We start from the raw sequence: 26,595 nt of genomic DNA, 5'->3' as shown, positions 1-26,595 counted from the left end.
GTGCATGTATAGGAGTGCGGGCTTACAGCTCCCTTACAAACGACTCGCGAGGCGCCTGATCACCGGGGGACGCCCAAGCTCGGAGGGCGGGATCGACCGGCCTCGCGCCTGACGTCACGGGCGTTTTGTCGGGTGTTCACCTGACATCGTCATTTCGCGCCATGCGTAGGCTCGACCCCGGGGCGTGCACGAAACCTATTGTGTCGTGATCTCTGCGTCCAATACCCTTCACCCCCGCACGTTCGTAACGCGATGGAGGTCTTGTGACAAACGCCAGCCTGCTCAAGAAGCTCGCCCTGGTGGCCGCCGCCGGGCTCATCGGGCTCGGCATCGGCGCCGCGGCCGCCTCCTCGGCATGGGCTGTCGACCCGGACACCTTGCTCGACCGGCCCACGCCTTCCGGAGAGATCTCCGACTCGACCCAGCGGTGATCAGTCCTTGATGTTCGCCTCCGCCCGGTACTTGTCCGTCATGCGGGCGACCGCGGTCAGCTGCGCCTGCGCGTAGTCCTCGCGGACCTCACTCGCGCGGGCGGCGGCTTCCAGGGTCGGCCGCGACTGGCCCTGGAACTCGGGCATCACGTGCTGGGCGATGAGCTCGTACGAACGGTTCGTCGCCGCCGGATCGGCCCACTCGTGGGCCATCAGCAGCATCACCCCGAACCCGCCGGACTGGTCGAGTAGCCGCTGCACCTGGGCCTTGGCATCCTCGACGGTGCCGACCACGCCGATGCCCGACCCACGCACGAAGTCGATCATCTCCTTCAGGTCCCCGCCCTGGACGCCCATCTGCGGGAACGCGGCCACCTTCTGGAAGTAGCGGAACCAGGGCTCGATGCCGTACTCCACGTCCCGCGCGGCCTGCTCGCGGGTCTCGGCCACGTGCATGATCCCGACCAGCCGCCAGGCGGCGCGGTCGACCTCGGTCCCGTACGTGGCCGCGCGCTCCTCCATGACGTTCCAGTGGTGCGCCAGCGCGTCGAACCCGTCGGCGGTGAGCGTCGCGCCGATCGACAGCAGGCCCAGGCCGTGCCGTCCGGCCAGGCGCGGCCCCGTCGGCGAGGCCACCGCGGCGACGGCCACCTCGAACCTGGGCTCGGTGTACGGCCGCAGCTGCAACCGCGCGTCCACCAGCGTGTGCGTACGCGTCTGGGCCGTGACGCTCTCCCCGCGCAGCAGCCGCAGCACGATGTCGAGGTTGTCGTCGAGCAGCTCCCGCGTATCGGTGGGGTCGAGGCCGATCATGGCCGAGTCGGTGGGCAGCGAGCCGGGCCCCACGCCCAGCATCACGCGCCCCCTGGTCAGGTGGTCGAGCAGCACCATGCGGTCGGCCACCCAGAGCGGGTTGTGGTAGGACAGCGAGGTCACGCCGGTCCCGAGCCTGATGTGCCGGGTACGCTGCGCCGCGGCCGCGATGAAGATCTCCGGTGACGCGATGATCTCGCTGCCGGCGGAGTGGTGCTCCCCGATCCACGCCTCGTCGTACCCGAGCCGGTCGAGATGCTCCATGAGGGCCAGATCGCGGTCGATGGCCAGGGTGGGGTTCTGTCCCGCGGTGTGGAACGGGGCCAGGAAGACACCGAAACGAAGCCTGCTCACCGCTCCTCCTCTCGACGTGGGTAGGACTTCAGTCCACTCCGCGATTCCCGAGTCGGCAATCCCCGTCACGTATGCCGGTTCGGCCTGGTTCGCGGCCACGGCCATGTGGGGCGGCCTATGCTCGGCCCGTCGATCACTCTTCCCCGAGTCGAGAGGCTCGCCGATGTCCGAGGCTTACGCCGTCGAGGCGATGCCCCGCTCCGTGTCCGTGGCCAGGATCTGCATGGGGGTCCAGGCTGTCATGGGAATGGTGGGGCTGTTCCTGCTGTTCGTCCTGCTGGGCAGCGTGCCGCTGAGCACGATGGTGAGCGCGGCGGGCGGAGCCGTGCTGGTCGCGCTCGCCGTGCCGCTGCTGACGATCCTGCTGATCGGGTTCCTGGCGCTGCGGATCCCGACGCGCCGCTCGTGGGTGCGCGCGTGCGGGCTGGTCGTCGAGCTCCTGGTCACGTTGCTGGGTCTGTGGCAGCTCCTGGGCAGCGTCAGTCTCGGGAACGTGCTGGGCGTGCTGCTGGCCGGGGTCGCGTTCGGGCAGCTGTGCCGGTCGTCGTCCGCGTCGTGGTTCGACCGCTGAGCCCGCACGTTCAGACTCAGGCCCAGAATCAGGCGCTGACCAGGGCCTTGGAGCGGTCGGTCGCCATGCTGACGGCGAAGGCGCCGAGGATCGTGCCGGTGACGTAACGCTGCACCCGCACCCAGACGGGGCGCTTGGCCAGGAACGCGGCCAGGGCGCCCGCAGAGAGCACGATCAGGCCGTTGACGATCGTGCCGACGGCGACCTGCACCGAGCCGAGCGCGAGGCTCTGCAGCAGGACGTGCCCCATCGACGGGTCGATGAACTGCGGCAGCAGCGACAGGTACAGGATGGCGATCTTGGGGTTGAGCAGGCAGGTCAGCAGCCCCATGGAGAACAGCCGGCCGGGGCGTTCCACCGGCAGCTCGCGCGCCTCGAAGGCGGACAGGCCACCCGGCCGGATGGTGTTCCAGGCCATCCAGAGCAGGTACGCAGCGCCGGCCATCTTGAGTGCGGTGTAGGCGGCGGGCACGTACACGAAGACAGCGGTGAGCCCGAGGCACGTGGCGGTGAGGTAGGTGGCGAAGCCGAGGAAGACGCCCGTGAGCGAGATCAGCCCCGACCTGCGGCCCTGCGTGATCGAGCGGGACACCAGATAGATCATGTTCGGCCCGGGGGTGAGCACCATGCCGAGAGACACCAGGGCGATCCCGATCAAACCAACCGTCATAAGCCGCACATTAGCCGATATTTCGGTAGAAATCTTACAATATTGACTGCGGTGCGTATTCGTCGCGTCACAGGGGAGAACTGCGTCAGGGGGAGACATGCAGTTCGACGACGACAAGTCCCTCGACCCGTCGCAGGTCGAGGACGCACGAGCTTCGGGCCCGCAGCGCGGGGGCGGAGGCGGGGGCGGGTTCGGCCGGATGCCCGGCGGCTGCATGCTGCCCATCGGCGGCCGGGGCGGCGGCTGCCTGCTGCTGATCGTGGCGGTGGCGGCGTTGTTCCTGTTCGGGCTGGTCCCGACGCCCTTCACCGGCGACGAGGGCGGGCCGCAGGGCGGCGGTCAGCAGCCGAGCGCGCCGCCCCGGGCCACCGGCAACCTGGCCGAACGCTGCCGGACCGGCGCGGACGCCGACCAGTCCGAGGACTGCCGCGTCGTCGGCACGGTCAACAGCATCCAGTCCTACTGGCGGCAGGCGTTCGGGGACGAGGGGCGCAGGTCGTACACGCCGGCCAAGACCGTGCTGTTCACCCAGGCGGTCGACACCGCCTGCGGCGCGGCCGACTCCGCCGTGGGGCCGTTCTACTGTCCCGCCGACCGCCGGGTCTACCTCGACCTGACCTTCTTCGACACGCTCCAGCGCGACTTCGGGGCCGAGGGCGGGCCGTTCGCGCAGGCGTACGTGATCGCCCACGAGTACGGCCACCACGTCCAGAACCTGCTCGGCACCATGAACCGGGTCGGCCGCGACCACCGCCCCGGCGCCGGCAGCCCCTCCGTACGCCTCGAACTCCAGGCCGACTGCTACGCCGGCGTGTGGGCGCAGAACGCGGTCAAGACCGGCTTCTACGAGGAGCCGTTCAGCAAGAACGACATCGACCAGGCGCTCAGCGCCGCCGCGGCCGTCGGCGACGACAGCATCCAGCGCCGCACGCAGGGCCGCGTCACCCCCGACGGCTTCACCCACGGCACCTCGGCGCAGCGGGCGAAGTGGTTCAGCACCGGCTACGACACCGGCGACCCCGAGCGCTGCGACACCTTCTCCGGCGCGATCTAGCCCGATATCCCCGCCCGCCACGGGGAAGTGGTCCTTCTGGCAGTGCCCAGAGAGGATCTCAGCATGGACTTCAGAGACCAGGCCGACCTCGACGCCTCGCAGGTGGAGGACGCCGGTGCCGGCGGGGGCGGCGGTGGCGGCCTGTCCGGCTTTCCCAGCGGGATGATCGTCGGCGGGGGCGGGATCGTCAGCCTGATCGTGCTGGTGCTGGTCGTCGTCCTGAACAACGTCGGAAGCGGCGCGGAGCCCGCGCAGCGGCGGCCGCCGTCGAACCTCTCCGAGCAGTGCCAGACGGGCAAGGACGCCGACCAGTCCGAACGGTGCCGCGTGGTCGGCGTGGTCAACAGCATCCAGGACTACTGGAAGACGGAGGTCTCCGGCTACCGCCCGGCCAAGACCGTGCTGTACTCGGGCCGGGTGCGCACCGGATGCGGCTCCGCGAGCTCGGCGGCCGGTCCCTTCTACTGCCCCGGCGACCAGCGCGTCTACCTCGACCTGAGCTTCTTCGACACGCTCCAGCGCGACTTCGGGGCCGAGGGCGGGCCGTTCGCGCAGGCGTACGTGATCGCCCACGAGTACGGCCACCACGTCCAGAAGCTGCTCGGCGCCCTCGACGGGGGCAGCTCGGTCGCCGTCGAGCTCCAGGCCGACTGCTACGCCGGCGTGTGGGCGCGCAACGCGTACGAGACCGGCTTCTACGACCAGCCCTTCACCGCCACGGAGATCTCCGAGGCATTGGACGCCGCGGCCGCGGTCGGCGACGACAGAATCCAGCGGCGCGGCACCGGCAGAATCGATCCTGAATCGTTCACCCACGGCAGCTCCGCGCAACGCGTCAACGCCTTCCGGCGCGGATACGAAAAGGGCGCGCCCACCGACTGTGCCGGTGCCGACGCGGCCGGATAGCGCGAGGAATCGGAATCTCTCCTAAAATCAGGGGGGTGATCTTCAAGCTAGTCGGCGACGGACGCCCTTATCCCGACCATGGTCTGAGCCACCGAGAGTGGGCCCAGATTCCTCCACGGCAGGTCCGGCTCGACTCGTTGATCACCACGAAGGCCATGCTGGACCTGCACTCGCTGCTCGCCGCCGACTCCACCTTCTACGGGGATCTCTTCCCCCACGTGGTGCAGTGGCAGGGCGAGCTCTATCTGGAGGACGGCCTGCACCGCGCGTTGCGGGCGGCGCTGCACCAACGCTCGATCCTGCACGCCAGGGTCCTTGAGCTACCCAACTGAGAAAGGAAAAGAAACGGAGCCGCCGATTCGCCGCGGCTCCCTTTCTTTTCCGGGGTGCGGGGCGGCGCCGGGGGGATTTTCCGCACGATTATGATTATCAGCCGCTTTTCGGCGAGATCATTAAGCCGCGCCGTCCGGCCTCCGAACCCGGGGCGGACAGCCGAAAGGGCCCCCGACCCGGAGGTCGGAGGCCCTTCGCTGTGGCGGTGGTGGTGGGATTTGAACCCACGGATGAGTTGCCCCATCACACGCTTTCGAGGCGTGCGCCCTCGGCCACTAGGCGACACCACCGCGAACGAGCTTACCGGATCCTGCGAGTGGCGAAGAACCGCTTTAGCACCTCGCCGCATTCCCCGGCGAGCACTCCCATGACGACCTCGGGCCGATGGTTGAGCCGGCGGTCGCGGACGACGTCCCACAGTGAGCCCACGGCCCCGCCCTTCTCGTCCACGGCGCCGTACACGATCCGGTCGACCCTGGCCAGGACCGCGGCCCCCGCGCACATCGTGCACGGCTCCAGCGTGACCACGAGCGTGCAGCCGGTCAGCCGCCACTCGCCGCGCAGCCGGGCGGCGCGGCGCAGTGCGAGCACCTCGGCGTGGGCGGTGGGGTCGGCGGAGGACTCGCGGTCGTTGCCCGCCGCGGCCAGCACCTCGCCGTCCGGGCCGAGCACCACCGCTCCAACGGGGATCTCTCCCCTGTCGCCGGCCATGACGGCCTGCTCCAGGGCCGAGCGCATGGCGTCCTCGTACGTCACCGCAACCGGTCGAGCTCGTCGGCGAACGACAGCCGCTCGGCGATGACAGACAGGATGTCGGCGGGCAGGTTGCCCTCCTCCATGCTGAGCTCGATCAGCTCCTCGCTGCTCAGGCCCAGATCGCTGAGCAGCTCGAAGTCGCCCGCCGGGCGGACGCCGAGGCCGTTGCTCTCCTTGTCGGGAGCCACCCCGGCGAACTCGGCGAACAGCTCGCCGAGGCCGTTGGAGACGATCGCGTGCGCGTCGGACAGGAACACGCGTGGCTCGTCCTCGCCCCGGTATCGGGCGATGGCGAACCATTCGTCCTCGACCTCGACACAGAGCAACGCCAGCTCGTCGCCGGTCAGCCCCAGCGACTCCATGACCGCGTCGCCGAGGTCATCGACGATCTCGGCGTCCCCGAGATCGACCTCGGCCCCGCTCCAGCCGTCGGACGTTCTGACAAAAGCCGCAGAGAAGGTGTTGGACGCCATGTCCCTCGCTCCAGGGGGTCAGCCGAAGACCGATTCGATGGCACGCTCGAACGGCTCGGAGAAGCCGAGTCGTGCGGCGATGCTGGACAGCACGTCTTCGGGCAGCAGATCGATGTCGCCGGAGAGGATGCCCAGCTCCATCTCGTCCAACCCGAGATCGCTGAAGATCGACAGGTCTCCGGCCGGGAGCGCGGTCTCCTCGTCCTGGAGGATCTCGTCGAGCTCCTCCTCGTCGGGAACGGGCACGTCGAGATAGTCGAGCACCTGGCGCGCCAGCGGGAAGTCCCACGAGGCGGCGATGTCGGAGAGGAACACCTCCACCCGCTCGCCCAGGACGCGCAGCGCCACGAAGAACTCGTCGCCCACGGCGACCAGCCCGATCGTGCCGCTCTCGCTCGGCTGCTGCTTCATGGCATGGATCAGCCCGTGCAGGTCCGACGTGAGAGTGGCCGGCAGCAGCTCGGCATCCCAGCGGTCGTCCTCGCGATAAACCACGATGGCGAAGTCGAGAGCGTCTTCGTCTGTCATCGCCATCCCCACCCGACCTCTGACACGACAGATATCATCTGGACCCAATCGTTTCAGACCCAGCCACTGGGCGTGTGCCTCTCGGGCCAAATTGTGATCAAAACCAAAGATCTGAGGTGCCGGGCGACCGTGTGCCCGATTCCGTGAGGCCCGCGCGGCCCGCCGGGATCCGCTCCGTGAGGCGCGCGCGGCCTGCCGGAGTCCGCTCCGTGACGCCCGTGCGGCTTGCCAGAGCCCACCCCAGGTGAGAGGGGTCGGCAGCAGCGTTCACCAGGAGATAGCGTGTGGTCCCATGGAGACCCTCGTCGTCGATCATCCGCTCGTCGCCCACAAGCTCACCACCCTGCGCGACGTCCGCACCGACTCGCCGACCTTCCGCAGGCTCGCCGACGAGCTGGTCACGCTGCTCGCGTACGAGGCCACCCGCGACGTGCGCGTCACCGAGGTCACCGTCGAGACTCCCGTCTCCCCGGCGGCGGGCGTGCGGCTGGCGAAGCCGTACCCGCTGGTCGTGCCCATCCTGCGGGCCGGGCTCGGCATGCTCGACGGCATGACCAGGCTGCTGCCCACGGCCGAGGTCGGCTTCCTCGGGATGATCCGCAACGAGTCCACGCTGAAGGCCGAGACGTACGCCACCCGCCTGCCCGACGACCTGTCGGGGCGGCAGTGCTACGTGGTCGACCCGATGCTGGCCACGGGCGGCACGCTGGCGGCGGCCGTGCAGTTCCTGTTCGACCGGGGCGCCGTCGACGTCACCGCCATCTGCCTGCTGGCCGCGCCCGAGGGCCTGGCCTACATGGACAAGGTGTTCGCCAACTCGGGCAAGCCGATCCGGGTGGTCACGGCGGCGCTCGACGAGCGGCTCAACGAGCACGGCTACATCGTGCCGGGGCTCGGCGACGCCGGTGACCGGCTCTACGGCGTCGTCTGAACCGTCGTCTGAACCGTCGTCTGAAGGCGCATTTTCGTCACGCCGAGTCACCTCTTCGTTACATACTGTGGTTGAGTGGGTACGAAGAGAGAGAAGGAAGGCAACTTCCGTCATGCGCGTGGGGGAGCACGATGAGCGATCACACCGAGGCGGACCCGACTCCGTACGCGGACGTGGAGGCGGCGCTGTGCGACGAGTTCGCCGGCGTCCACTCCACGACCACCGTAACGCGCTGCGTGGAGGCAGCGCACTACGGCGCGCTGGAGGTCACCGGTTACGCCCATCCGAGCCTTGTCGAGCGCATCGCGCGCAAGCATCTTCACGTCCTGGCTCTGGTGGCCAGCGAACGCGGCTAAGCAAGATCAGAACTTACCCGCCAACTTACCTTTACCCCGGCATCCAGGTGGGTAATGTATACGGCGGGTGGAGTGGGTAAGTGGCACGGAGGCGACGGTGCAGGTCAAAAAGGTCCTCACATACGGTGGTATCGCATTTGTTGCGTACTACCTGTTCGCGCGACCAGCTGACGCCGCGGACGCGGTGAGAGGAGCGTTCGACACGGTGTTCAACGCAGCCGACTCTCTGGCTCAATTTGTGAACAGCCTCTCATGAGACTTGTGACCCACGGGGACTCAGCTCCATCGTCGGTCAACCGCTACCTCCTCCCCCACGAACAACAGGTCATCATGGTGCGACGGCACCCTGCCATTCTGCTGCGTCCCGTCGCCGAAGTGCTCGGCGGTCTCATCATCGCCGGACTGCTCAGCAGGTTCTTCGGCGGCGGCGAGGCGGGCGGCACGGCGCTCGTGGTCGTCTGGTGGCTGTGGCTCCTGCTTCTCATCCGTTTCGTCTGGAAAGTCGCGGAGTGGTCGGTCGATTACTTTGTGGTGACGTCGAAGCGGATGTTGCTCACCACGGGTCTCATCACGCGCAAGGTCGCGATGATGCCCTTGGGCAAGGTCACCGACATGAGCTTCCAAAGATCTCTGCTCGGGCGCATGCTCGGCTACGGTGAGTTCATCCTCGAGTCGGCCGGCCAGGATCAGGCTCTGTCAACGGTCGAGTACATTCCGTATCCGGAAACCCTGTACCTCGAGGTCTGTCAGATGCTTTTCCCCAGCAAGGACGACAGCGACGATTAATCACAGCGTGGCAAATTCTTCACGCGGGGATACCAGATTCGGCTACTTCATGCAATCATTGCGTGTTGTTGACCCTTCCCCGCCTTGAGAGATGAGATGCCGAGTCAGGGAACCATCGGTGACCGCGTCCGCGGATTGCGGCTGAACAGGCGGATGTCCCAGGCCCAGCTGGCCGGACCCGACCTGTCTGACAGTTATGTCTCGCTCATTGAGTCGGGTAAGCGCACGCCGACTCCTGTTGTGGCCAGACTCCTGGCTGAGCGGCTCGGATGCACGACGGAGTTCCTCCTTCACGGGATCGAACCTCGCCAGCGCATCGACACGGAGCTCGGATTGCGTCACGCCGAGCTGGAGCTGCAGCACGGCGACCCGTCCGTGGCCGCCGACCGCTTCACGGAGATCGTGAAAGCGGCCGACGAGGAGAACGCCATGCTGACCGCGCAGGCGCGGTTCGGCAGGGCGCGCGCACTGGAGGCGCAGGGCCGGCTCGGCCAGGCCGTGGAGGCCTTCGAGCGGCTGCGCAGGGAGGCCGCGGCTCATCCAGAGCGACTGGCCGACCTTCCGCTGACGATCGCGCTGAGCCGCTGCTACCAGCGGGCGGGCGACCGGCTGCGGGCGCGCGACCTGGCGAGCGCCGCATTGGCGCACGCCGAACGGCTTTCCATCACACAGGGCGAGCTCGCCACCGACCTGGCCGGTGCGCTGGTCGAGGCGCGCGGCGAGCGTGAGAGCGACTCCCCCGAGCTGACCTACGTCAAGCACGTCCTGGACATGGGCGGCTCTCCTGAAGTTGTGGACCGTTCCGGGGAGATCAAGGCGCTGTGGCACGCCAGTGCCGCCGCGGCCGCGGGCGAGGACTCCGCCCTGGCCGTGCGCCTGGCCGACGACGCGATCACGGCGGGCCGCCAGACGCGGCTCGCGCTGCAGCTGGCCCGTACGGCCATGCACTGGGCCCGGATGGCCTCGGCCCCGATCGACGAGGCCGAGCGGCTCGTCGCGGGCGCGGTCAAGGCGTTCGGCGTGTTCCCCTCGACCGCACGCGAGCACGGCGAGAGCCTCATCGTGCACGCGCGGGTCAAGCTGCGCGCCGGCGACTCCGCGAGCGCGGCCGAGCTGGCCGTGGTGGCTCTGGGCGTCTCCCAGGACCACCCTGGCACGACGCCCGCCGAGGCCCACCTCGTGCTGGCGACCGTGGTGCTGGAGCAGGAGGGCGACGCCTCGACCCATCTGCGCAACGCGCACGAGCTGCTCGGCGGGCTCGACCGTCCGGTGTTCGGCTCCGACCGTCAGGCCGCTCGTTGCTGGCGTGAGCTGGGCGACCTCTACGGCAGGGCCGGTGACCGAGCACAGCAGACCGCCGCATATCGTAAGGCCCTCGAAGCTGCCGGAGTTCGCTCCGCCATGGCGGGGGTGACGGTTGACGCGACAGTCTCCGGTTGATCCTCCGGGAGCTCCAGATTTGGCCTTTTGAGTCTGGAATAATTAGGGTCGACCAGTCATTGACTCATAGGATGATTGGTTTCCCCGGAGGAGGCGGACTGTGAGTCTGCGTACGGCGCAGCGGGCTTCGCTCGTCGACCAGGTCATCGATCAGCTCAAAGAGCAGATCACGTCAGGGTCGTGGCCGATGAACGGCAAGATTCCCACCGAGACGGTGCTCGCTGAGCAACTCGGAGTGGGACGTAACACCGTTCGTGAGGCTGTACGCGCGCTCACGCACGCCGGGCTGCTCGAGTGTCGCCAGGGCGACGGCACCTACGTCCGGGCGACCAGCGAGCTGTCCGGCGCGATGCTGCGGCGGCTGCGCCAGGCGGAGCAGCTGGAGATCCTCGAAGTGCGTCGCGCGCTCGAAGTCGAGTCCGCGCGCCTGGCCGCCACCAGGCGCACGGACGACGACATCAAGCGCATCGAGGCGGCGCTGGCCGAGCGCGATCGGGCCTGGGAGCTGGACGACCCCGACTTCTTCGTCGAGGCCGACCTGGCCTTCCACATGGCCGTCACGCACGCCACGCACAACCTCGTGCTGATCGACCTGTTCGAGGACTTCTCGGCCGCGCTGCGGGCCAGCATCACGGCGGCCGGTACGTCGCTCAACAGCAGCTACATCCCGCACGACGCCATCGCCAGGGCCATCGCGGCCGGCGACGCGGCGGCGGCGGAGCGGGCCGGGCACGCCTGCATGGAACACATCCTCATCGCCCTCACCGAGGCCTGATCCCCCGGCCCCCTGTCCTCAAGGACCGGGGGCCGCGGCGTCACCACACCGAGATCCAGCGAGGGGGTGCGTGGTGCGCAGGCAGGAGGACCCCGACCTCGGCGTGCTCTCCGGCCGGACCCTGTTCAGTCTGCAGCGTGAGCTGTTCGCCAAGCTCGCCGAGCAGGGGCATCCCGACGTCCGGCCGCGTCACGGCGCCGTGCTGGCCTACCTCGACGAAGAGGGCAGCAGGGCCACCGACCTGGCCGCCTGGTCGGGCCGGCACAAACAGGTGATCGGCACGCTGGTGGACGAGCTGGTCGAGCTCGGCTACGTGGAACGGCGGCCCGCCCCAGGCGATCGGCGGGCCAAGCTGATCGTGCCCACCGCCAAGGGGCGCGATCACATCGCCAAGTCGGACGCCATCCTCGCCGAGCTGGAGTCCGGGCATGCCCGGGTCGTGGGCGAGGAGGCGTACGCCGAGTTCAAGCGGGTGTTCCGGCTGGTCGCCGAACTCCAGACAGGCGAACGCGCACCGAACGGCGAACCCGCCGAACGGTAAGCACACCGCCCGCCACAATCCCCGTCGCGCGTCCTCAGGACTGGCGCAGTGACATGACCAGGTAGCGGAAGGCGGGCTCCGCGTCGCCCGGCACGTCCTGGATGAGGGCCGGCCTGGTGGGCGACTCCAGGTTGATCCTGGCCAGCTCGCTCTCGATCCCCGTCAGCCCGTCGAGCAGGAACTGCGACTGGAAGGCGATCTGGATGTCGTCGCCGCGCAGCTCGCACGGCACCACCTCGGCGCCGCGCCCGATGTCGCCGCCGCCGGCCTGGATCAGCACCTGGCCCTGGCTGAACGACAGCCGGATCGCGGTGTTGCGCTCGGCCACCAGCGCCACCCGCTTGATCGCCCCCACGAACGGCGCCACCGCCACGTCGGCCCTGATGGACCAGTCGGAGATCAGCCTGGCCCGGTAGTCGATGAACTGCTCGTCGAGCAGCCGCACGGTCGTGCTGCGCCCCACGCTCTCGAACCCGGCCACCCCGTCGCCCATCGCGACCGAGACCTCGCCGCCCCGCAGCGACTTGGCCACCTCGACGAGCACGCGGGCGGGCACCATGGCGGAGACGGCGACGTCGGGCCCGGCCGGACGCCAGGCGAAATCGCGGGCCGCGATGCGGTAGCGGTCGGTGGCCGCCATCGCCACCGCCTCGCCCTCGATGTCGATCCTGATGCCGGTGAGCATGGGCAGCGTGTCGTCGCGGCTGGCCGCGGGCGCCACCTGGCCGACGGCGGAGGCGAACACACCGCCGCCGATCGCGCCGATGCTCGGCGGCATGGCGGGCAGCGTCGGGAAGTCTTCAACCGGCATCGTGATCAGCCCGAACTCGGCGCTGCCGCAGGTCAGGACCGCTTCCTGGCCGTCTGTGGTGATCTCGACGTCTTCGGCGGGCAGGCTGCGGCTGATCTCGGCCAGCAGGCGGCCGGGGATCAGCACGCGACCCTCCTCGGCCACGTCGGCCTCGATCGTGGCCCGCGCGGAGACGTCGTAGTCGAACGCGGACAGCGTCAGGTCCTCGCCCGCCTCAAGCAACAGCCCGGACAGGACGGGCACCACGGGGCGGCTGGGCAGGACTCGGGCAGCCCATGCCACCGCATCTGCCAGAACATCGCGGTTAACCCGGATTTTCACCTGATACCACCTCTTCGTCGCACCGTGCCTCTATGAAAATAGCCGGTGCCACCGACAACTCCGTGCGGTTCGCCCCAGGTCGAGCCCGGGTGTTCAGCGGCTGTTGAGGTAGGCGAGCACGGCGAGGACACGGCGGTTGTCGTCGTCGGAAGGGGCCAGGCCGAGCTTGGCGAAGATGGAGGCCGTGTGCTTGGCCACGGCGCTCTCGCTCAGGTAGAGGCGCTGGGTGATGGCGGCGTTGGAGCGGCCCTCGGCCATGGCCTCCAGCACCTCGCGCTCGCGCGGCGTGAGCGCGGCCAGCGGCTCGTTCCTGGCGTTCCTGGCCAGCAGCTTGGCGATCACCTCGGGGTCCATGGCCGTGCCGCCCGCGGCGACCCTGCGTACGGCGTCGATGAACTGCTCGGCGTTGAAGACGCGGTCCTTGAGCAGGTAGCCGATCGCGCCCGAGCCGTCGGCCAGCAGCTCGCGGGCGTAGAGCTGCTCGACGTGCTGGGACAGCACGAGGACGGGCAGCCCCGGAAGCTGCTGCCTGGCCGCGAGCGCGGCCTGCAGCCCCTCGTCGGTGAAGGTGGGCGGCAGCCGCACGTCCACGATCGAGACGTCGGGACGCAGCTCGAGCAGCCCCTTCAGCAGCTCGGGCCCGCTCTCCACGGCGGCGACGACGGTGAAGCCGTGGGCCTGGAGCAGGTGGACCAGGCCGTCTCTGAGCAGGTAGAGGTCTTCGGCGATCAGTACGCGATTCATCGGCACCAGGGCTTCAACGGGGATGCTTCTTCCATGAACCGCTCCCGGTCGTGCGTGGCGGGGATGCGGATGGCCATGACGTGCATGAGGAGGCCGATCAGGGTCATGGCGATGATAACCGGCCACTGCCACGGCTCGGGCAGGTGCAGGGCCAGGAACCAGGCCTTCTCGTCGATCCCGAACGCCTTGAAGACGCCGGCCACGATGCCCTGCGGGAACGTGGGGCACCAGGCGGTGGCCCAGAGGACGACGAGCGTGATCGTCTTCCAGCGCGGCAGCCCGAGCAGGTTGCCCGCCCAGTGGCCGGGCAGCACGCTGGGCAGCTGCATGGTCACGGTCGTGGGCCCGCCGGGCGGGCTGTTCAGGGCGAGGACGCCGTCGAAGGCGGCCAGCCGCCGTTCGATGCCGGACAGGCCGCTGCCCTTGGCCGGGTCGGCGCCGCCGAGGCCGTCGTCGGTGACCGTGACGCGCAGGTCGGGGCCGTTGCCGCTGATGTCCACGGACGCCGTGCGCGCGTCGCCGTGCCGGGCGGCGTTCGACAGCAGCTCGCTGACCGCGAAGTAGACGGCCGCCTCCACCGGCGCCTCCGGCCGGTGCTCCAGCTCCACGTCCACGGTGACCTGCATGACGCTGTCCATGGCCAGGGCCCGGATGGCGTCGGCCAGCCCGCGCTCGGCCAGCACGGGAGGATGGATGCCGCGGATGACCCGGCGCAGCTCCGCGAGCGTCTCGGAGGAGGCGTCCCGCGCCTTGGCCAGCAGCGCCTTGGCCGCCTTCGGGTCGTCGTCGACGAGCTGCTCGACCGCGCCGAGCGTCATGCCGATCGCGACGAGCCTGGCCTGCGTGCCGTCGTGCAGGTCGCGCTCGATCCTGCGCATCTCGGCGGCCTGCGAGTCGGCGGCCAGGTTGCGGGTGCGCTGCAGGTGGCTCACCTGCCCGGCCAGGCGGCTGGCGGCGGTGGGGGCGAGCAGCAGTTCGCTCCACAGGCCGTACACGCGCAGGCCGCGTTCGGTGAGCAGCACGAACAGCGGCACGAGCGCGATCTTCACCGGCGGGTCGAGCAGCAGCCAGAGCTCGTCGCGCCAGGTCGCGGGATCGCTGACCAGCCACTTCCACCGGTTGTTCCACGCGGGCACGCGGGGCGTCTTGTAGAGCATGCGCTCCGAGCGGTACATGCCGTCCGGCTGCGGGACCGGCGGGGCGGGCGCCGGCAGGTAGGGCGACGGGATGTCGATTCCCGTCCATTGCCGGACGAGCCGCCGGTTGAGCTCCGCCAGCCGCCGCACCATGATCGCCTGCGGCGGGAACAGGAACACCATGCCGAGGGCGAAGGACAGCAGCAGCATGACCACGGCCGCGAGCAGCACGGGCACCTGCACCAGCGTGAACGCGAGCAACGTCGCGGTGCGACCGAGCCTTCGAAGCATGGCACCAGTCTGCGCCACCGGCAGTTCGCCGTCACTGCACCTAAGTACACCCTTGCCCGGCATCCACCCAGATTCCCCGGTGAACACCGCTTTTCTAGCGTCAGTGGCATGAAAATCATCGAAGTCGAGAACCTGCGCAAGCAGTACCCGAAGCACCTCGCGGTCGACGACGTGTCGTTCGAGGTGGCCGAGGGTGAGATCTTCGGCATTCTCGGCCCGAACGGCGCCGGCAAGACCACCACCGTGGAGTGCGTGGCCGGCGTGCGGCCCCATGACGGCGGCACCGTACGGGTGGCCGGCCTGGACCCGCGTACGCAACGCGCCGAGCTGCGTCACGTGCTGGGCATGCAGCTGCAGAGCGCGGCGCTGCCGGAGAAGATCAAGGTGTGGGAGGCCCTGGACCTGTACGCCTCCTTCTACCCCGATCCCGCGGACTGGCGCGCCCTCCTGACCAGGGTCGGCCTGGACGCCAAGCGCGACACCACGTTCAGAAAGCTTTCCGGCGGGCAGCGGCAACGCCTGTCTGTCGCGCTCGCGCTGGTGGGACGGCCGCGCGTGGCCGTGCTCGACGAGCTGACGACCGGGCTCGACCCCCAGGCGCGCCGGGACACATGGGAGCTGATCGCGCAGATTCGCGAGTCGGGCGTCACCATCGTGCTCGTCACCCACTTCATGGAGGAGGCCGAGCGTCTCTGCGACCGGGTCGCGCTCATCGACGCGGGCAAGGTGGTCGCCACCGACACGCCCGCGGGGCTCATCGCGCAGGTGGGCGGCGATCAGCGGGTGCGGTTCAGGCCGTCGGCGCCCGTGGACGACGCCGTGCTGCTGGCCCTTCCCGAGGTCCGTGAGGTCACCAGGAGCGGCGAGCAGATCGTGGTCAGCGGCTCGGGCAACCTCGCTCCCGCCGTCACCCTGGCCCTGGCCCACCACCAGGTCGTCCCCGGTGACCTGCGCATCGAGCAGGCCAACCTGGACGACGCGTTCCTCTCGCTCACCGGAAGGAAGCTGTCATGAAGCTGCTCCTCGTCGAGACCAAGCTGCACCTGCGGGAGTGGCCGTTCCTGATGTTCACCGTCGCGCTGCCGCTGCTGCTGCTGATCGTGCTGGGGACGAGCATCCCGCACTTCACCGAGGTCGGGGAGGGCGGGGAACGGTTCGTGGACACGCAGATGCCGACCATGATGACGCTGCTCTCGCTGCTGACGCTGGCCTGCAACGTCCTGCCCGCGGTGATGGCCACCTACCGTGACCAGGGCGTGCTCAGGAGAATGTCCACCACTCCCGTGCATCCCGGGCGGCTGCTGGGGGTGCAGTTGCTCATCAACCTGGCGGTCGCTGTCGTGAGCGTCGTCCTGCTGATGGTGGCCGGCTCGCTGATCTTCGGCTCGTCCGCGCCGCGGCTGTGGGTCTGGTTCGTCCCGGTCTTCCTGCTCGGCACCGCGGCGTTGATGGCCATGGGGCTGGTGATCGCCGCCGTGGCGCCGAACGGCAAGGTCGCGCCGGGGATCGGGTCGGCGGTGCTGTTCCCGCTGCTGTTCCTGGCCGGGATGTGGGTGCCGCGCGACGTCATGCCCGACGCGCTGCGGGTGATCAGCGACTATTCGGTGGCGGGGCCGTTCGCCCAGGCGCTGAAGGACACGTGGGCGGGGCAGCCGCCGCAGCTCATGCACGTGGTCGTGGTCGCGGCAGGGCTGGCCGTGTTCGGCGGCCTGGCAGTGCGGCTGTTCCGGTGGGAGTGATCCACGCTTTCGTCACGGTCTGCCTATCGTCTGCCCGCCGCCGCAGGGGCGCGGCGGGCAGCGACGTGTCAGCGCCCGGCCCACACCGGGCGCGCCCCTGTGACGTTGGTCATGAGGGAGTACAGCGAGGACGCGGCCGTGATGAACATGCGGTTGCGCTTGAGCCCGCCGAACACCAGGTTGGCGGTGAACTCGGGCAGCCGCAGCCGGCCGATCAGGGTGCCGTCGGGGTCGTAGCAGAGCACCGCCTTGCCGGCCGCGGCCCAGACCCGACCGGTGTCGTCGAGCCGCAGGCCGTCGAAGTTGTCGCCCTCGACGCCCTCGGCGAACACCTTGCCGCCGCCCAGCGTGCCGTCGTCGCCCACCTCGAACACCCGCAGGTGCCTGGCTCTGGTGTCGGCGACGTAGAGCCGCCGCTCGTCCAGCGAGAAGGCCAGGCCGTTGGGCCGGACGAAGTCGTCGGCCACGATGCGCACCTCGCCGGTCGCCGGGTCGACCCGGTAGACGTGGCAGCCGTCGATCTCCTGCTCGGCGGCGACGCCCTCGTAGTTGCTGATGATCCCGTACGGCGGGTCGGTGAACCAGATGGAGCCGTCGGAGCGCACCACCACGTCGTTGGGGCTGTTGAGCCGCCTGCCCTGCCAGCGGTCGGCGATGACCGTGATGGAGCCGTCGTGCTCGGTGCGGGTGACGCGCCGGTTGCCCTGCTCGCAGGAGATCATCCGGCCTTCGCGGTCGAGCGTGTTGCCGTTGGTGTAGCCGGACGGCTGCCGGAACGGGCCCACGGCGCCGGTCATCTCGTCCCAGCGCAGCATCCGCTCGTTGGGGATGTCGCTCCAGACCAGGAAGCGGCCGGCCGGGAAGTAGACCGGGCCCTCCGCCCAGCGGGTGCCGGTGTGGAGGATCTCGATCTTGTCGTCTCCGCCGATGCCGGCGAATCGCTCGTCCAGCACCTCGAACTCAGTGGGGATCGTGTCCGTCATACCGAACACCATACGAAGTTCGGCTTCGCCGGTGAATCTCCGGATAGCATCCTGTTGTGGATGACATCGACAGAATGTTGATCGGCCTGCTGCAGGAGGACGCGACGCGCTCGTACGCGATGCTCGGCAAGGCGGTGGGGCTGTCCAGCGGCGCGGCGCACGAACGGGTGCGCAAGCTACGCGAGCGCGGCGTGATCAGGCGGATGACAATCGAGGTGGACCAGGCGGCGCTCGGGCGCACGGTGACGTCCTATGTGATGGTGGACGGCGGGTCGTGGATGGGCGACAGCGCGGCGGAGCTGGCGGTGATCCCGGAGATCGAGGAGGCGCACGTCATCGCGGGTCCCGCGTCGGTGCTGCTGAAGATCCGCACACCCGGCACCCGCGAGCTGCAGGACGTGCTGCGCCGGGTCTTCCAGGTGGACGGCGTGACCGGGACGCGGACGATCGTCGTCCTGGAGACGTTCTTCGAACGCACCCTCAAGTAACCTTCAGGTATGACTGCTACGACGAAGGTGGCCTGGAACGCCAAGGAGCTGACGGTCGGGCAGCTCGCCGAGCGCAGCGGCGTCGCCGTCTCCGCCCTGCACTTCTACGAGGCCAAGGGGCTGCTCTCCAGCCGGCGCACGGCCGGCAACCAGCGCCGCTACTCCCGCGACAGCCTGCGCAGGGTCGCCTTCATCAGGCTCGCCCAGCGCATCGGCATCCCCCTGAAGGTCATCAAGGACGCCCTCGCCGAGCTGCCCGACGAACGCACCCCGACCCGCGCCGACTGGGCCAGGCTGTCGGCGGCCTGGCGGAGCGAGCTGGACGACCGGATCGAGCAGCTGCAGCGGCTGCGCGACGACCTCACCGACTGCATCGGCTGCGGCTGCCTGTCGCTGGACCTGTGCCCGGTGGCCAACCCGCACGACCGGCTGGGCGACGAGGGGCCGGGCGCGCGGCGGCTCGACACCCGGATCTGCCCGCCGCAGTACTGCTCACCCCCGCCCGCGTAACCCGGGTTTCACGCCTTCGCGGGAGGAACGATGAGCGTGGGCCGGTGGGCGTGGTGCAAGACGTGGTTGGAGACGCTGCCGAGCAGCACAGAACGCACTCCGGCCAGCCCGCGCGACCCCGTGACCACCAGCGAGGCGTCCACCTCGTCGGCCACGTCCACGATCGTCTTCCAGATCGACTCGTTGTCGGCCACCGCCCGGTAGGTGACGTCGCTCAGCCCCGCCGCGATGGCCAGCTCGGCCCCCTCCTTGGCGTGCTGCTCGGCCTGGGCCTGCGCCTCCTGCTCGGTGTCCGGGTCGATCGCGCCGGTGGCGGCCAGCGGGTACTTCTTCAGCTGGACGAGCAGCGGCTCCCACACGGTCAGGACGAGTGTGGGCTCGGCGGCGAGATGCTTGGCGGCGAACTCGATGGCGGCGCGCGCGTCGGCCGAGCCGTCGTAGGCGACGAGGATGGTCATGGTTTTTCCCTTCGCTTCACTCCCTCGCTAGAGCACCGAAGCGATCAGATGCCATACCTGAGATCAATGTCTGCTTTGTCACACCGTACGGTGCTAGCGGGCGGGCACCTCGACGGGACGTCCCGCCACGAGGGCGGCGACCGCGCAGGCCGTACGGACGAAAGCGGCGACGGCCGGGGAGCGCGACTCCTGCGGCCAGGCCAGCGCGAACTCCAGCGGCGGCAGATCGCTCACGCTCCGGTAGGCGACCCCGGGACGGGGATGCAGGCGAGCGATCGACTCGGGGACGAACCACACGATGTCCCCCAGCTCGATCAGGTTGAAGATCTGAGCCAGGTCCAGGCTGCGCGCTTGGCCGCTCCTGGGCGGCGCGGACTCCTCGCGGTCGGCGGGAGCTCCGTCGGGCAGCACCCGGCCCGCGAGGTCGGCCACGCGCAGGCTGGTGTGCGCGGCCAGCGGGTCGTTCGCCGCGACGGCGAGCAGGCGTGACTCCGTCAGCAGCGGCTCGACGTCGAGGTCGCGCTCGTCGAACGGCCGGACCAGCAGCGCGAGGTCCGCGCGGCCGTCGCGCAGCGCCGGCTCCTGCTCGGCCCGCCCGCCGAGCACGAGCCGCACCGGAAGGGCGGCCGGCTCCTGCTGGTACGCGGCCATGATCTGCGGCAGCAGCCCGCCGTCGTAGTCGGCCTTCAGCGCCAGCCGCAGCGCGGGCTCAGGGCGCCCCGCGTTCCTGGCCCGCCGGGCCGCCGCCGCGACCGCGTCGAGCGCCGTCCTGGCGTCGCGCAGCAGGGTCTCGCCGGCCGGCGTGAGGGTGACCCGGCGTGTCGTCCGCTCCATCAGCGTGACGCCGAGCTGCCGTTCCAGCTCGCGGATCGCCCGTGAGAGCGGGGGCTGCGCCATGCCCAGCCGCTCCGCCGCCCGCCCGAAGTGGAGCTCTTCTGCGACGGCCACGAAATAGCGGAGCTGCCTGACCTCCAGATCACTCATACCTGCACAGTATCAATGGCGTCCGAATCGGTCCTTCAGGTCCGCCGCCGCCGCGGGTTCACTGAAGAGCGTCATCGGCGGGGCACTCCCCCGCTCACCTGCACCGTCACAGAGGTGAATCATGATCGTCGTCACCGCTCCCACCGGCCGGATCGGCCGGCTGACCCTTGAGCGCCTCCTGGCCGCCGACGCGTCCGTCCGCGTGATCGTCCGCGACCCCGCCCGCCTGCCCGCCGCCACCCGTGAGCGGGTCGAGGTGGTCCAAGGCTCGCACGGCGACCCCGAGGTGGTGAACGAGGCTTTCGCCGGGGCGGACGCCCTCTTCTGGCTGGTCCCGGCAGACCCGCGCAGCCCCAGCGTCGAAGAGGCGTTCGTAGGCTTCAGCCGCCCCGCGAGCCAGGCCGTCAAGGACCAGGGCGTCAAGCGGGTCGTCAACGTCTCGGCGCTCGGCCGGGGCACGCCCGTGGCGGACACGGCCGGGTTCGTCACCGCCTCGCTCGCTGTGGACGACCTCTTCGCGAGCACGGGTGTCAGCCTTCGAGCGCTGGCCATGCCCTCGTTCATGGAGAACCTGCTGCGCCAGACCGAGCTGATCAGGACCGAGGGCCGCTTCACCATGCCGGCCTCCGGCAGCGTCAAGTCGCCCACCTGCGCCGTCGCGGACATCGCCGCCGTCGCCGCCGGCCTCCTGCTGGACGACACCTGGACCGGCGTCGGAGAGGTCCCCGTGCTGGGGCCGGAAGACCTCTCCTTCGACGAGATGGCCCAGATCATGTCCGACGAGCTCCAGCGGCCTGTCCGCTTCCAGCAGGTCTCCCCCGCCGACGTCAAGGACCGGATGATGGAGGTCGGCATGTCGGAGCCGATGGCTCAGGCGTACATGGACATGGCCGTGGCCAAGGACTCCGGGCTCGACAACGGCGTGACCCGCACCCCTGAGGGCAGCACGCCCACCAGTTTCCGTCAGTGGTGCCGGGACGTGCTCAAGCCCGCCGTCCTCGGCTGATCCCTCACGGCCACGTCATGTTGATCGACCGCTCGAAGTTGACGTATCCGGCACGCAGGAAGGCGTTCGCCATGGGGACGTTGCCCACGTCCGTGGCCGCCCGGATGCGCGGGACGTCCTTGGCGGCCAGGATGCGGGTGCCTTCTGCGAGGATGTCGTCGATGTACCCGTTGCCCCGGTGCTTGGGCAGCACGCCGATGTAGCCGATGATGGGGTTGTAGTCGTTGCGGGCCGGCGTGACGAACCCCACCGGCTCGCCGTCCGGCAACGTCGCGACCCGCCACCAGTCCTGCGGGGTCCGGTAGCGGGCGAGCTCCTCCTCGTAGTGGGCGACGGCCGCCTCACGGGCGGACATCCTGCTCAGCTCGTCCCTGCTGTGCGCGTCGAGCGTCCCGTCCAGCACCGAAATCATCAGGGAGATCATCTCCTCGGTGTCGCGGACCGGCCGGAACGCCAGCCGCCCGCTCTGCTCTGGCACGGGGGTGCCGGGACGCCACTCCAGGCGCAGCCGTTCGACGAGCAGGGCGGCGCCCAGCTGTTCCAGCGCGGTCATCCGGTCCTCGACGACGCGCCTGGCCGCCGGGGTCTCGCGCCAGTCGGGCGGCACCATGCGGATGTACTCGGGCGGCCGGGCGCCCTGCGGGAGGACCTCGGCCATGGCGGTACGCAGCAGCCGCGCGCCGACGTCTATGCCGTCCCCGTCGCTGTCGTCCAGGTCGAAGACGTCGAGGAGGAACGGCTCGGTGTCGCCGGTCGGGCACCACCAGGCGGCTCTGGCCACCAGCCGGTCGCCGCGCAGCGCCACCCACATCCATTCGGGCAGCCGGCGGCCGGCGGTGAGGTCGTCCGCCAGTTCGTCGTCGAGGACGTACGGGAGGCGGGAGAAGAGGTCGAGTTCTTCGCGCCCGGTGATCGGGCGCATGGTCAGGTCATGCGGTTCTACGGTCAAGGCACGCTCCGGTGAAGGCGCCCGTCCGCTCCGGGGGTCAGACTCGGTCCGCGCCCCGGGAGGGTACAAGCGCATTGATCTGGGACATCATCGGCTTATCCCTCCTTTCGCTGTCGTGGCCCCCGCGGTCCTGCCGCCGGGTTTCCAGCCGCAAGATCTATCCGATCACCCATCCCCACCGCAAACCCTTTTCCGGGGAGGGGACTCACGCGGGCGAGGTGCGTCCAGGCATCAGGGGAAACCTCGCGTTCGAGATCCATCCGGCGGCGAGGCCCCCGAGCAACGCGAATCCGTGCAGATCCCGCAGCGCCATCAGCACGACCGCCGCCGCGCCGAACACCGCCACCGGCAACCACCCCGGCAGGCGTTCGCGATGGTTGACCAGCTGCGACGCGGCGACGACCAGGACGACCGTGACGACCCAGCCCCACGTGTCACCGGACGCGGCCGGCAGCCAGGCGCCGGAGACGACCGCGTAGAACGCGCCGAGCGCCCGTTCGAACCGGCCGGACGCCAGCATGAGCCCGCCCGCCAGCCCGCACAGGGCGACGGAGTTCCCCGCGCCCGGCTGGTCCAGCAGGAACCCGGCGGCCTCACCCACCACCGCCCCGCTCAGATAGAGCACCGCCCAGCGAGCGGGCCCGAGCGCCCGCTCGGCCACGTACCCGAGCACGGCGAGAAGGCCCAGGTTGAACAGCGTGCCGAGCACGCCGCCGTCCTGCACGACCAGCGCCGTCCCCAGCCGCCACCACTCGCCGCCGGCGATGGCCGCCGGATCCCGCATGAGCGCCGGCTCCAGCCCCGGAATCACGAACTGCAGCAGACTCGGTACGGCGGTGACCACGAAAACGGCAGCCGTCAGGAAAGGCTTGACCACCGCACAAGCCTCGCACACCCTCCACAACCGACTCCGCCGGGCTGACACCTACGGCTTGGCCGACGAGATCACCGGTGGTCCGGCGCCCCTGCGTAGTCGGGCAGCTCGACGCCGTTGATCGCCCGCCCGATCAGTTCGGCGAACCATTCGCCGGCGAAATCGGGGCTCGGCTCGGCGTCCTGCCCCGTGATCCCGAGGCTGCGTACGTGCAACCGGCCCATCTCCTGGTTGGCCTCCACATACGAGCGCATCCGAGCCTCGTAGCCGGCGAACCCGGCCTCAGGGTCCCACCCGGCGGCGGCCAGCTCTCCGGCCAGCAGGTAGGCGCCGACCAGGGCCAGCCCGGTGCCCGCCCCGGACATCGGCGAAGCGCTGAACGCCGCGTCCCCGAGCAGCCCCACCCGTCCGCTCGACCAGCGGTCCATCACCACCTGAGCGACCTGGTCCAGATAGAAGTCCGGGGTGTCGTCCACGTGCGCGAGGATGCGCCGGGTCAACCAGCCGAAACCGTCCATCCGCTCGCGCAGCAGGCGCTTGTGCGCCGCGACGTCGCGGTGATCGACGTCGAAGCCGGCCGCGGGGAAGGAGAACATGGCCATCGCCCGAGTGGGGTCCGGGACGGGCCGCAGACCGGCGGACCGTCCGGCCTCCTGATGATCGATCATCCAGCGGTCCACTCCGAACTCGTTGGGCACGCTGAAGAAGGCCAGAACGAGCCCGAGATGGCGGACGAAGTGCTCGCGCGGCCCGAAGACCATCTCTCGCAACTGCGAGTGCAGCCCGTCGGCCCCGACCACCAGGTCGAAACGCCGCCGGTCGCCGCCGGCGAAGACCACGTCGACCCCGTCCGCGTCCTGGCCGAGCTTGGCGATCCGGTCACCGAAGACGTACTCGACACCGTCCCGGGTGTCGTCGTAGAGCACCCGGGACAGGTCCCCGCGCAGGATCTCGATGTCCGCGATGAACCCGTCGCCGCCGTGGTCGTCCGCGCGGTGGGTCTCCAGCACGTTCCCGTCCGCGTCCACGATGTACGCGCCGGCGGTGTCGGTGCGGGCCGCGCGCACCGCCGCGTCCAGCCCCATGCGCTCGATGACCTCCTTGGCGACCCCGCGCGCGTCCACCGCCTGCCCACCGGGACGCAGCTCAGGAGCCCGCTCCACCACGGTCACCTCGGCCCCCCTCCGGCGCAGCCAGTGGGCCAGCGCCGGCCCCGCGATGCTCGCCCCCGCCACCAGCACCCTGGGACCCTTCACCCGCTTCCCCTGCTCGCCGGTCCGGCTGTCGTGCTCCCGCTTGGAGTCGTCGACGCTCACCACTGCCTCCACGTGCTTCCGCCTGCGCAGGGACGTTCCCCGCACAGGCCCACCGCTGTCGGTGTGTCCAGCCGTACAGACCTCGGATCCGCCCAAAAGTCATCGTCAGGTTGCCGGCGCGTCCTCGATGATCCACTGGATTCCATGCGGGATGAGAAAGTCGAGGAAGGCGGTCGGATGGTAAGCCTGGGCGGGTGCGAGTACTCCCGGCTTGGCAGGATCGGCGATGAGACGGCGGGCGCTTTCGACGGCGATCACCGCGGTCGTGCCATAGGTGTCGGGACCCTGGACGATGCCGCGGGCGCGGCGGCCGTCGGCACTGGTGGCGTCGAGCACATAGGTGAAGTGCTGGGTGCGGCGGCTGTCCTCATCGGGTCCCTCCGGCAGGCTTTCGATGATCTCCGGTGTGAGCGGGGTGTTCAGCCGGTCACCCAACGCCGCCTCGGTCAGGCCCTCGACATGCCGAACGCGGACGTGACGGGGAATGGTCACCACCTCCGGCACCGGGAAGGCCATGACCGGGGTCGCCTCCGACTGTCCGGGCAGCCTGATCGCGGTGTGGCGGGCGGGCATGCCGGGGCGCCAGTCGCCGTCGTCGTAGGTCATGCCTCCCGCCTTGACGGCGTCGATCGTTTCGACCAGCGAGCGCAGCGAGCCGCGCGACATGCCGCCGCCCCCGACGATCACGTGGGTGGTGATGATCTCTTCGACCGGTTCAAGGCGGTCGGCCAGGATGTGGGCCACGAGGTCTACCGGGACGCAGCCGTCGGTGGCGGCGGGTACGACGGTGACCCCGGCGTTCTCCGCCTCCGTGGTGAAGGTGTCGAAGACCTTCTTGACGTAGAGCTGCTCACCTGAGGTGTCGACGTAGTGACAGCCGGCGGCGATCGCGGCGCGGACCACGGCCTCACCTGACGAGGTGAACGGTCCGGCGCAGTTGATGACGCCGTCGCAGCCGCGGAACGCACTCACAAGCGCCTCATCGTCGCCGGTGTCGGCCACGCGCCGTTCCGCGTCGGGGAGACCGATGACGGAGGCGGCCTCCTCCAGGCGCGCGAGATCACGTCCGGCCAGAACCATCTCGATGTCGCGTCGCGCCAGTTCGGCGAGTACGAGCTTTCCCTGGTATCCACTCGCGCCATAAACGGCGATCTTCATGTCGTCTCCTCACGATGGAGCCGCGCGGTAGCTCGGCCCATCAGCACAGTAAGGCGCTGACACAAGACGATTGAATGCATGATCCGCTCGAATATTTGCGTCATCGTCTTCACCGAGATCGTCTTTGGTTACACTGGCTGCGTGGATGTTCTGTCTGATGTGGTGAGTGCGGCGCGTACCGGTCGACCCCACTCGGGCCGGGTGACCAAGTCCGCTCCCTTCGCCGAGTGGTTTGCGCCGGTGCCGTCCGCCGGGTTCCACATCGTTCTCCAGGGAACGTGCTGGCTTCTCCCGTCGCAGGGTGAGCCGATCGCGCTCGGGCCGGGCGACGTGGCGTTCCTGCCGCGCGGATCCGCACACGGCCTGGCCAACGAACCGTCCACGCCGGTAAGCGAGCCGCCCGCAACGCTCACCGGAGTCCATGGCGACCGCGACGACCGGCCGCCGACGGTGGTCATGCTCTGCGGCGCCTACCTCCTGGACGGATCCGCGCCGCATCCGCTCCTGAACGACCTGCCCGAGGTCATCCACCTACCGACGCGGGTAGGGCGGCACAGGGAACTCCGCGCCGCGGTCGAACTCCTCGGCGTGGAACTGGACAACGATGCCCGCCCAGGCTCCGACACCGTTCTGCTCACCCTGCTGGATCTTCTCCTGCTCTACATCCTGCGCGCGTGGTTCGAAGAACAGCGCGTCTCCGGCCACTCCGCCACCGGCTGGGCCGCGGCCCTGCACGACCCCGCCGTCGCCGCCGCCCTCCGCGCCATCCACGGAGACCCCAGCCGGCAATGGACCGTCGAGGAGCTGGGCGCGCAGGCACGTCTGTCCCGCGCCGCCTTCGCCCGGCGGTTCACCCAGTTGGTCGGCCAGCCACCGCTCACCTACCTGACATGGTGGCGGATGACCACCGCAGCCCGGCTCCTGCGCACCTCCGACGCCCCCGTCAACACGATCGCCCAACAGGTCGGCTACAGCTCGCAGTACACCTTCACCCATGCCTTCAAACGCCAGTACGGGTCACCGCCCGGCAGTTACCGGCACCACGCCGGCTGAAGCGTAAGGATCTTCCTACGCGTGCGGTCACGCGCGAACCCGCAGCTGTCACCCGA

At 69.7% G+C, this 26,595-nt stretch carries 32 protein-coding genes and 1 tRNA gene; 17 read left to right on the top strand and 16 right to left on the bottom strand.

Going from position 1 to position 26,595, the window contains the following annotated elements:
• Positions 1-263 precede the first annotated feature (263 nt).
• Complete coding sequence (locus AB0C27_RS08630) at positions 264-431, top strand: hypothetical protein (RefSeq protein WP_357839840.1); 168 nt, start codon at positions 264-266, stop codon at positions 429-431.
• On the opposite strand, the gene AB0C27_RS08625 is transcribed toward AB0C27_RS08630, so the two are convergent.
• On the bottom strand, positions 432-1,598 hold the full coding sequence (locus tag AB0C27_RS08625; RefSeq protein ID WP_357839837.1) for an LLM class flavin-dependent oxidoreductase: 1,167 nt from the start codon (positions 1,596-1,598) through the stop codon (positions 432-434).
• A gap of 163 nt (positions 1,599-1,761) precedes the next feature.
• Here AB0C27_RS08625 and AB0C27_RS08620 point away from each other — a divergent pair, with 163 nt between their 5' ends.
• Complete coding sequence (locus AB0C27_RS08620; protein WP_357839833.1) at positions 1,762-2,169, top strand: hypothetical protein; 408 nt, start codon at positions 1,762-1,764, stop codon at positions 2,167-2,169.
• Positions 2,170-2,197: 28 nt separating this feature from the next.
• Here the strand turns inward: AB0C27_RS08620 and AB0C27_RS08615 are convergent, their stop codons facing one another.
• The gene (locus tag AB0C27_RS08615; protein WP_357839830.1) at positions 2,198-2,839 is read right to left on the bottom strand and encodes a LysE family translocator; all 642 of its coding nucleotides are present in this window, start codon (positions 2,837-2,839) and stop codon (positions 2,198-2,200) included.
• A gap of 97 nt (positions 2,840-2,936) precedes the next feature.
• On the opposite strand from AB0C27_RS08615, the gene AB0C27_RS08610 reads away from it, so the two are divergent.
• The 3 genes from AB0C27_RS08610 (at position 2,937) to AB0C27_RS08600 (ending at position 5,131) form a co-directional block, all read left to right on the top strand.
• Complete coding sequence (locus AB0C27_RS08610; protein ID WP_357839827.1) at positions 2,937-3,893, top strand: neutral zinc metallopeptidase; 957 nt, start codon at positions 2,937-2,939, stop codon at positions 3,891-3,893.
• A 63-nt stretch (positions 3,894-3,956) separates the two neighbouring features.
• Positions 3,957-4,799 (top strand): neutral zinc metallopeptidase, encoded by an 843-nt coding sequence (locus tag AB0C27_RS08605; protein ID WP_357839824.1) that lies wholly within the window; start codon positions 3,957-3,959, stop codon positions 4,797-4,799.
• 35 nt (positions 4,800-4,834) lie between these two features.
• Positions 4,835-5,131 carry a type II toxin-antitoxin system VapB family antitoxin gene (locus AB0C27_RS08600; RefSeq protein ID WP_106242934.1) on the top strand — a complete coding sequence of 99 codons (297 nt, stop codon included), beginning with the start codon at positions 4,835-4,837 and terminating at the stop codon, positions 5,129-5,131.
• Between the two features lie 201 nt (positions 5,132-5,332).
• On the opposite strand, the gene AB0C27_RS08595 is transcribed toward AB0C27_RS08600, so the two are convergent.
• The 4 genes from AB0C27_RS08595 to AB0C27_RS08580 form a co-directional block, all read right to left on the bottom strand.
• A tRNA-Ser gene (locus AB0C27_RS08595) sits at positions 5,333-5,422 on the bottom strand.
• A 10-nt stretch (positions 5,423-5,432) separates the two neighbouring features.
• Positions 5,433-5,870: a tRNA adenosine(34) deaminase TadA gene (gene tadA, locus AB0C27_RS08590; protein ID WP_346101754.1), complete on the bottom strand. Its 438-nt coding sequence runs from the start codon at positions 5,868-5,870 to the stop codon at positions 5,433-5,435.
• A gap of 14 nt (positions 5,871-5,884) precedes the next feature.
• Positions 5,885-6,361, bottom strand: coding sequence for a tRNA adenosine deaminase-associated protein (locus AB0C27_RS08585; RefSeq protein ID WP_346101676.1), 477 nt, complete (start codon positions 6,359-6,361; stop codon positions 5,885-5,887).
• An 18-nt stretch (positions 6,362-6,379) separates the two neighbouring features.
• On the bottom strand, positions 6,380-6,889 hold the full coding sequence (locus AB0C27_RS08580) for a tRNA adenosine deaminase-associated protein (RefSeq protein WP_357839820.1): 510 nt from the start codon (positions 6,887-6,889) through the stop codon (positions 6,380-6,382).
• 292 nt (positions 6,890-7,181) lie between these two features.
• Here AB0C27_RS08580 and upp point away from each other — a divergent pair, with 292 nt between their 5' ends.
• The 6 genes from upp (at position 7,182) to AB0C27_RS08550 (ending at position 11,718) form a co-directional block, all read left to right on the top strand.
• Positions 7,182-7,820: a uracil phosphoribosyltransferase gene (upp, locus tag AB0C27_RS08575; RefSeq protein ID WP_346101679.1), complete on the top strand. Its 639-nt coding sequence runs from the start codon at positions 7,182-7,184 to the stop codon at positions 7,818-7,820.
• A gap of 131 nt (positions 7,821-7,951) precedes the next feature.
• On the top strand, positions 7,952-8,176 hold the full coding sequence (locus AB0C27_RS08570) for a hypothetical protein (protein WP_357839815.1): 225 nt from the start codon (positions 7,952-7,954) through the stop codon (positions 8,174-8,176).
• A gap of 252 nt (positions 8,177-8,428) precedes the next feature.
• Positions 8,429-8,962 (top strand): PH domain-containing protein, encoded by a 534-nt coding sequence (locus AB0C27_RS08565; RefSeq protein WP_346101683.1) that lies wholly within the window; start codon positions 8,429-8,431, stop codon positions 8,960-8,962.
• Positions 8,963-9,058: 96 nt separating this feature from the next.
• Positions 9,059-10,402, top strand: a complete 1,344-nt coding sequence (locus AB0C27_RS08560) for a helix-turn-helix transcriptional regulator (protein WP_357839812.1) — start codon at positions 9,059-9,061, stop codon at positions 10,400-10,402.
• A 100-nt stretch (positions 10,403-10,502) separates the two neighbouring features.
• Positions 10,503-11,177 (top strand): FadR/GntR family transcriptional regulator, encoded by a 675-nt coding sequence (locus AB0C27_RS08555; protein WP_357839809.1) that lies wholly within the window; start codon positions 10,503-10,505, stop codon positions 11,175-11,177.
• Between the two features lie 73 nt (positions 11,178-11,250).
• Positions 11,251-11,718 (top strand): MarR family transcriptional regulator, encoded by a 468-nt coding sequence (locus tag AB0C27_RS08550; protein ID WP_357839806.1) that lies wholly within the window; start codon positions 11,251-11,253, stop codon positions 11,716-11,718.
• Between the two features lie 34 nt (positions 11,719-11,752).
• On the opposite strand, the gene dnaN is transcribed toward AB0C27_RS08550, so the two are convergent.
• The 3 genes from dnaN to AB0C27_RS08535 form a co-directional block, all read right to left on the bottom strand.
• Positions 11,753-12,850: a DNA polymerase III subunit beta gene (gene dnaN, locus AB0C27_RS08545; protein ID WP_357839803.1), complete on the bottom strand. Its 1,098-nt coding sequence runs from the start codon at positions 12,848-12,850 to the stop codon at positions 11,753-11,755.
• A 93-nt stretch (positions 12,851-12,943) separates the two neighbouring features.
• Positions 12,944-13,594: a response regulator transcription factor gene (locus tag AB0C27_RS08540; RefSeq protein ID WP_357839800.1), complete on the bottom strand. Its 651-nt coding sequence runs from the start codon at positions 13,592-13,594 to the stop codon at positions 12,944-12,946.
• Positions 13,591-15,021 (bottom strand): histidine kinase, encoded by a 1,431-nt coding sequence (locus AB0C27_RS08535; RefSeq protein WP_357839797.1) that lies wholly within the window; start codon positions 15,019-15,021, stop codon positions 13,591-13,593. Before AB0C27_RS08535 ends, AB0C27_RS08540 begins: the two co-directional genes overlap by 4 nt.
• Positions 15,022-15,129: 108 nt before the next feature.
• Here AB0C27_RS08535 and AB0C27_RS08530 point away from each other — a divergent pair, with 108 nt between their 5' ends.
• Together AB0C27_RS08530 and AB0C27_RS08525 are read left to right on the top strand one after the other, a co-directional pair.
• Positions 15,130-16,035 (top strand): ABC transporter ATP-binding protein, encoded by a 906-nt coding sequence (locus AB0C27_RS08530; protein WP_357839794.1) that lies wholly within the window; start codon positions 15,130-15,132, stop codon positions 16,033-16,035.
• The gene (locus tag AB0C27_RS08525) at positions 16,032-16,760 is read left to right on the top strand and encodes an ABC transporter permease (RefSeq protein ID WP_357839791.1); all 729 of its coding nucleotides are present in this window, start codon (positions 16,032-16,034) and stop codon (positions 16,758-16,760) included. The genes AB0C27_RS08530 and AB0C27_RS08525 overlap by 4 nt, the downstream gene beginning before the upstream one ends.
• A gap of 68 nt (positions 16,761-16,828) precedes the next feature.
• Here the strand turns inward: AB0C27_RS08525 and AB0C27_RS08520 are convergent, their stop codons facing one another.
• On the bottom strand, positions 16,829-17,743 hold the full coding sequence (locus AB0C27_RS08520) for an SMP-30/gluconolactonase/LRE family protein (protein ID WP_357839788.1): 915 nt from the start codon (positions 17,741-17,743) through the stop codon (positions 16,829-16,831).
• Between the two features lie 56 nt (positions 17,744-17,799).
• Here AB0C27_RS08520 and AB0C27_RS08515 point away from each other — a divergent pair, with 56 nt between their 5' ends.
• Together AB0C27_RS08515 and soxR are read left to right on the top strand one after the other, a co-directional pair.
• A complete protein-coding gene (locus AB0C27_RS08515) occupies positions 17,800-18,231 on the top strand; it encodes an Lrp/AsnC family transcriptional regulator (RefSeq protein WP_357839785.1) in 432 nt (143 codons plus the stop codon).
• Positions 18,232-18,240: 9 nt separating this feature from the next.
• Positions 18,241-18,741: a redox-sensitive transcriptional activator SoxR gene (soxR, locus tag AB0C27_RS08510; RefSeq protein WP_357839782.1), complete on the top strand. Its 501-nt coding sequence runs from the start codon at positions 18,241-18,243 to the stop codon at positions 18,739-18,741.
• An 8-nt stretch (positions 18,742-18,749) separates the two neighbouring features.
• Here the strand turns inward: soxR and AB0C27_RS08505 are convergent, their stop codons facing one another.
• Positions 18,750-19,199, bottom strand: a complete 450-nt coding sequence (locus AB0C27_RS08505; protein WP_357839778.1) for a universal stress protein — start codon at positions 19,197-19,199, stop codon at positions 18,750-18,752.
• A gap of 93 nt (positions 19,200-19,292) precedes the next feature.
• Positions 19,293-20,183, bottom strand: coding sequence for a LysR family transcriptional regulator (locus AB0C27_RS08500; protein ID WP_357839775.1), 891 nt, complete (start codon positions 20,181-20,183; stop codon positions 19,293-19,295).
• Between the two features lie 121 nt (positions 20,184-20,304).
• Here AB0C27_RS08500 and AB0C27_RS08495 point away from each other — a divergent pair, with 121 nt between their 5' ends.
• On the top strand, positions 20,305-21,189 hold the full coding sequence (locus AB0C27_RS08495) for an NAD(P)H-binding protein (RefSeq protein ID WP_357839773.1): 885 nt from the start codon (positions 20,305-20,307) through the stop codon (positions 21,187-21,189).
• A gap of 4 nt (positions 21,190-21,193) precedes the next feature.
• Here the strand turns inward: AB0C27_RS08495 and AB0C27_RS08490 are convergent, their stop codons facing one another.
• The 4 genes from AB0C27_RS08490 to AB0C27_RS08475 form a co-directional block, all read right to left on the bottom strand.
• Entirely contained in the window at positions 21,194-22,138 is a 945-nt protein-coding gene (locus AB0C27_RS08490) for a GNAT family N-acetyltransferase (RefSeq protein WP_357839771.1), read from the bottom strand.
• Positions 22,139-22,343: 205 nt separating this feature from the next.
• Positions 22,344-23,015, bottom strand: a complete 672-nt coding sequence (locus AB0C27_RS08485; RefSeq protein ID WP_357839768.1) for a rhomboid family intramembrane serine protease — start codon at positions 23,013-23,015, stop codon at positions 22,344-22,346.
• A gap of 68 nt (positions 23,016-23,083) precedes the next feature.
• Positions 23,084-24,328, bottom strand: coding sequence for an FAD-dependent monooxygenase (locus tag AB0C27_RS08480; protein WP_357839765.1), 1,245 nt, complete (start codon positions 24,326-24,328; stop codon positions 23,084-23,086).
• A 105-nt stretch (positions 24,329-24,433) separates the two neighbouring features.
• The gene (locus tag AB0C27_RS08475; RefSeq protein ID WP_357839762.1) at positions 24,434-25,486 is read right to left on the bottom strand and encodes a saccharopine dehydrogenase NADP-binding domain-containing protein; all 1,053 of its coding nucleotides are present in this window, start codon (positions 25,484-25,486) and stop codon (positions 24,434-24,436) included.
• A 141-nt stretch (positions 25,487-25,627) separates the two neighbouring features.
• On the opposite strand from AB0C27_RS08475, the gene AB0C27_RS08470 reads away from it, so the two are divergent.
• Positions 25,628-26,539, top strand: a complete 912-nt coding sequence (locus AB0C27_RS08470; RefSeq protein WP_357839759.1) for an AraC family transcriptional regulator — start codon at positions 25,628-25,630, stop codon at positions 26,537-26,539.
• The last annotated feature ends 56 nt before the right edge of the window (positions 26,540-26,595 follow it).

It is taken from the genome of Nonomuraea sp. NPDC048882, assembly GCF_040649755.1.
Taxonomy (GTDB): domain Bacteria; phylum Actinomycetota; class Actinomycetes; order Streptosporangiales; family Streptosporangiaceae; genus Nonomuraea; species Nonomuraea maheshkhaliensis.
This window is presented reverse-complemented; position numbering and strand designations above follow the sequence as displayed.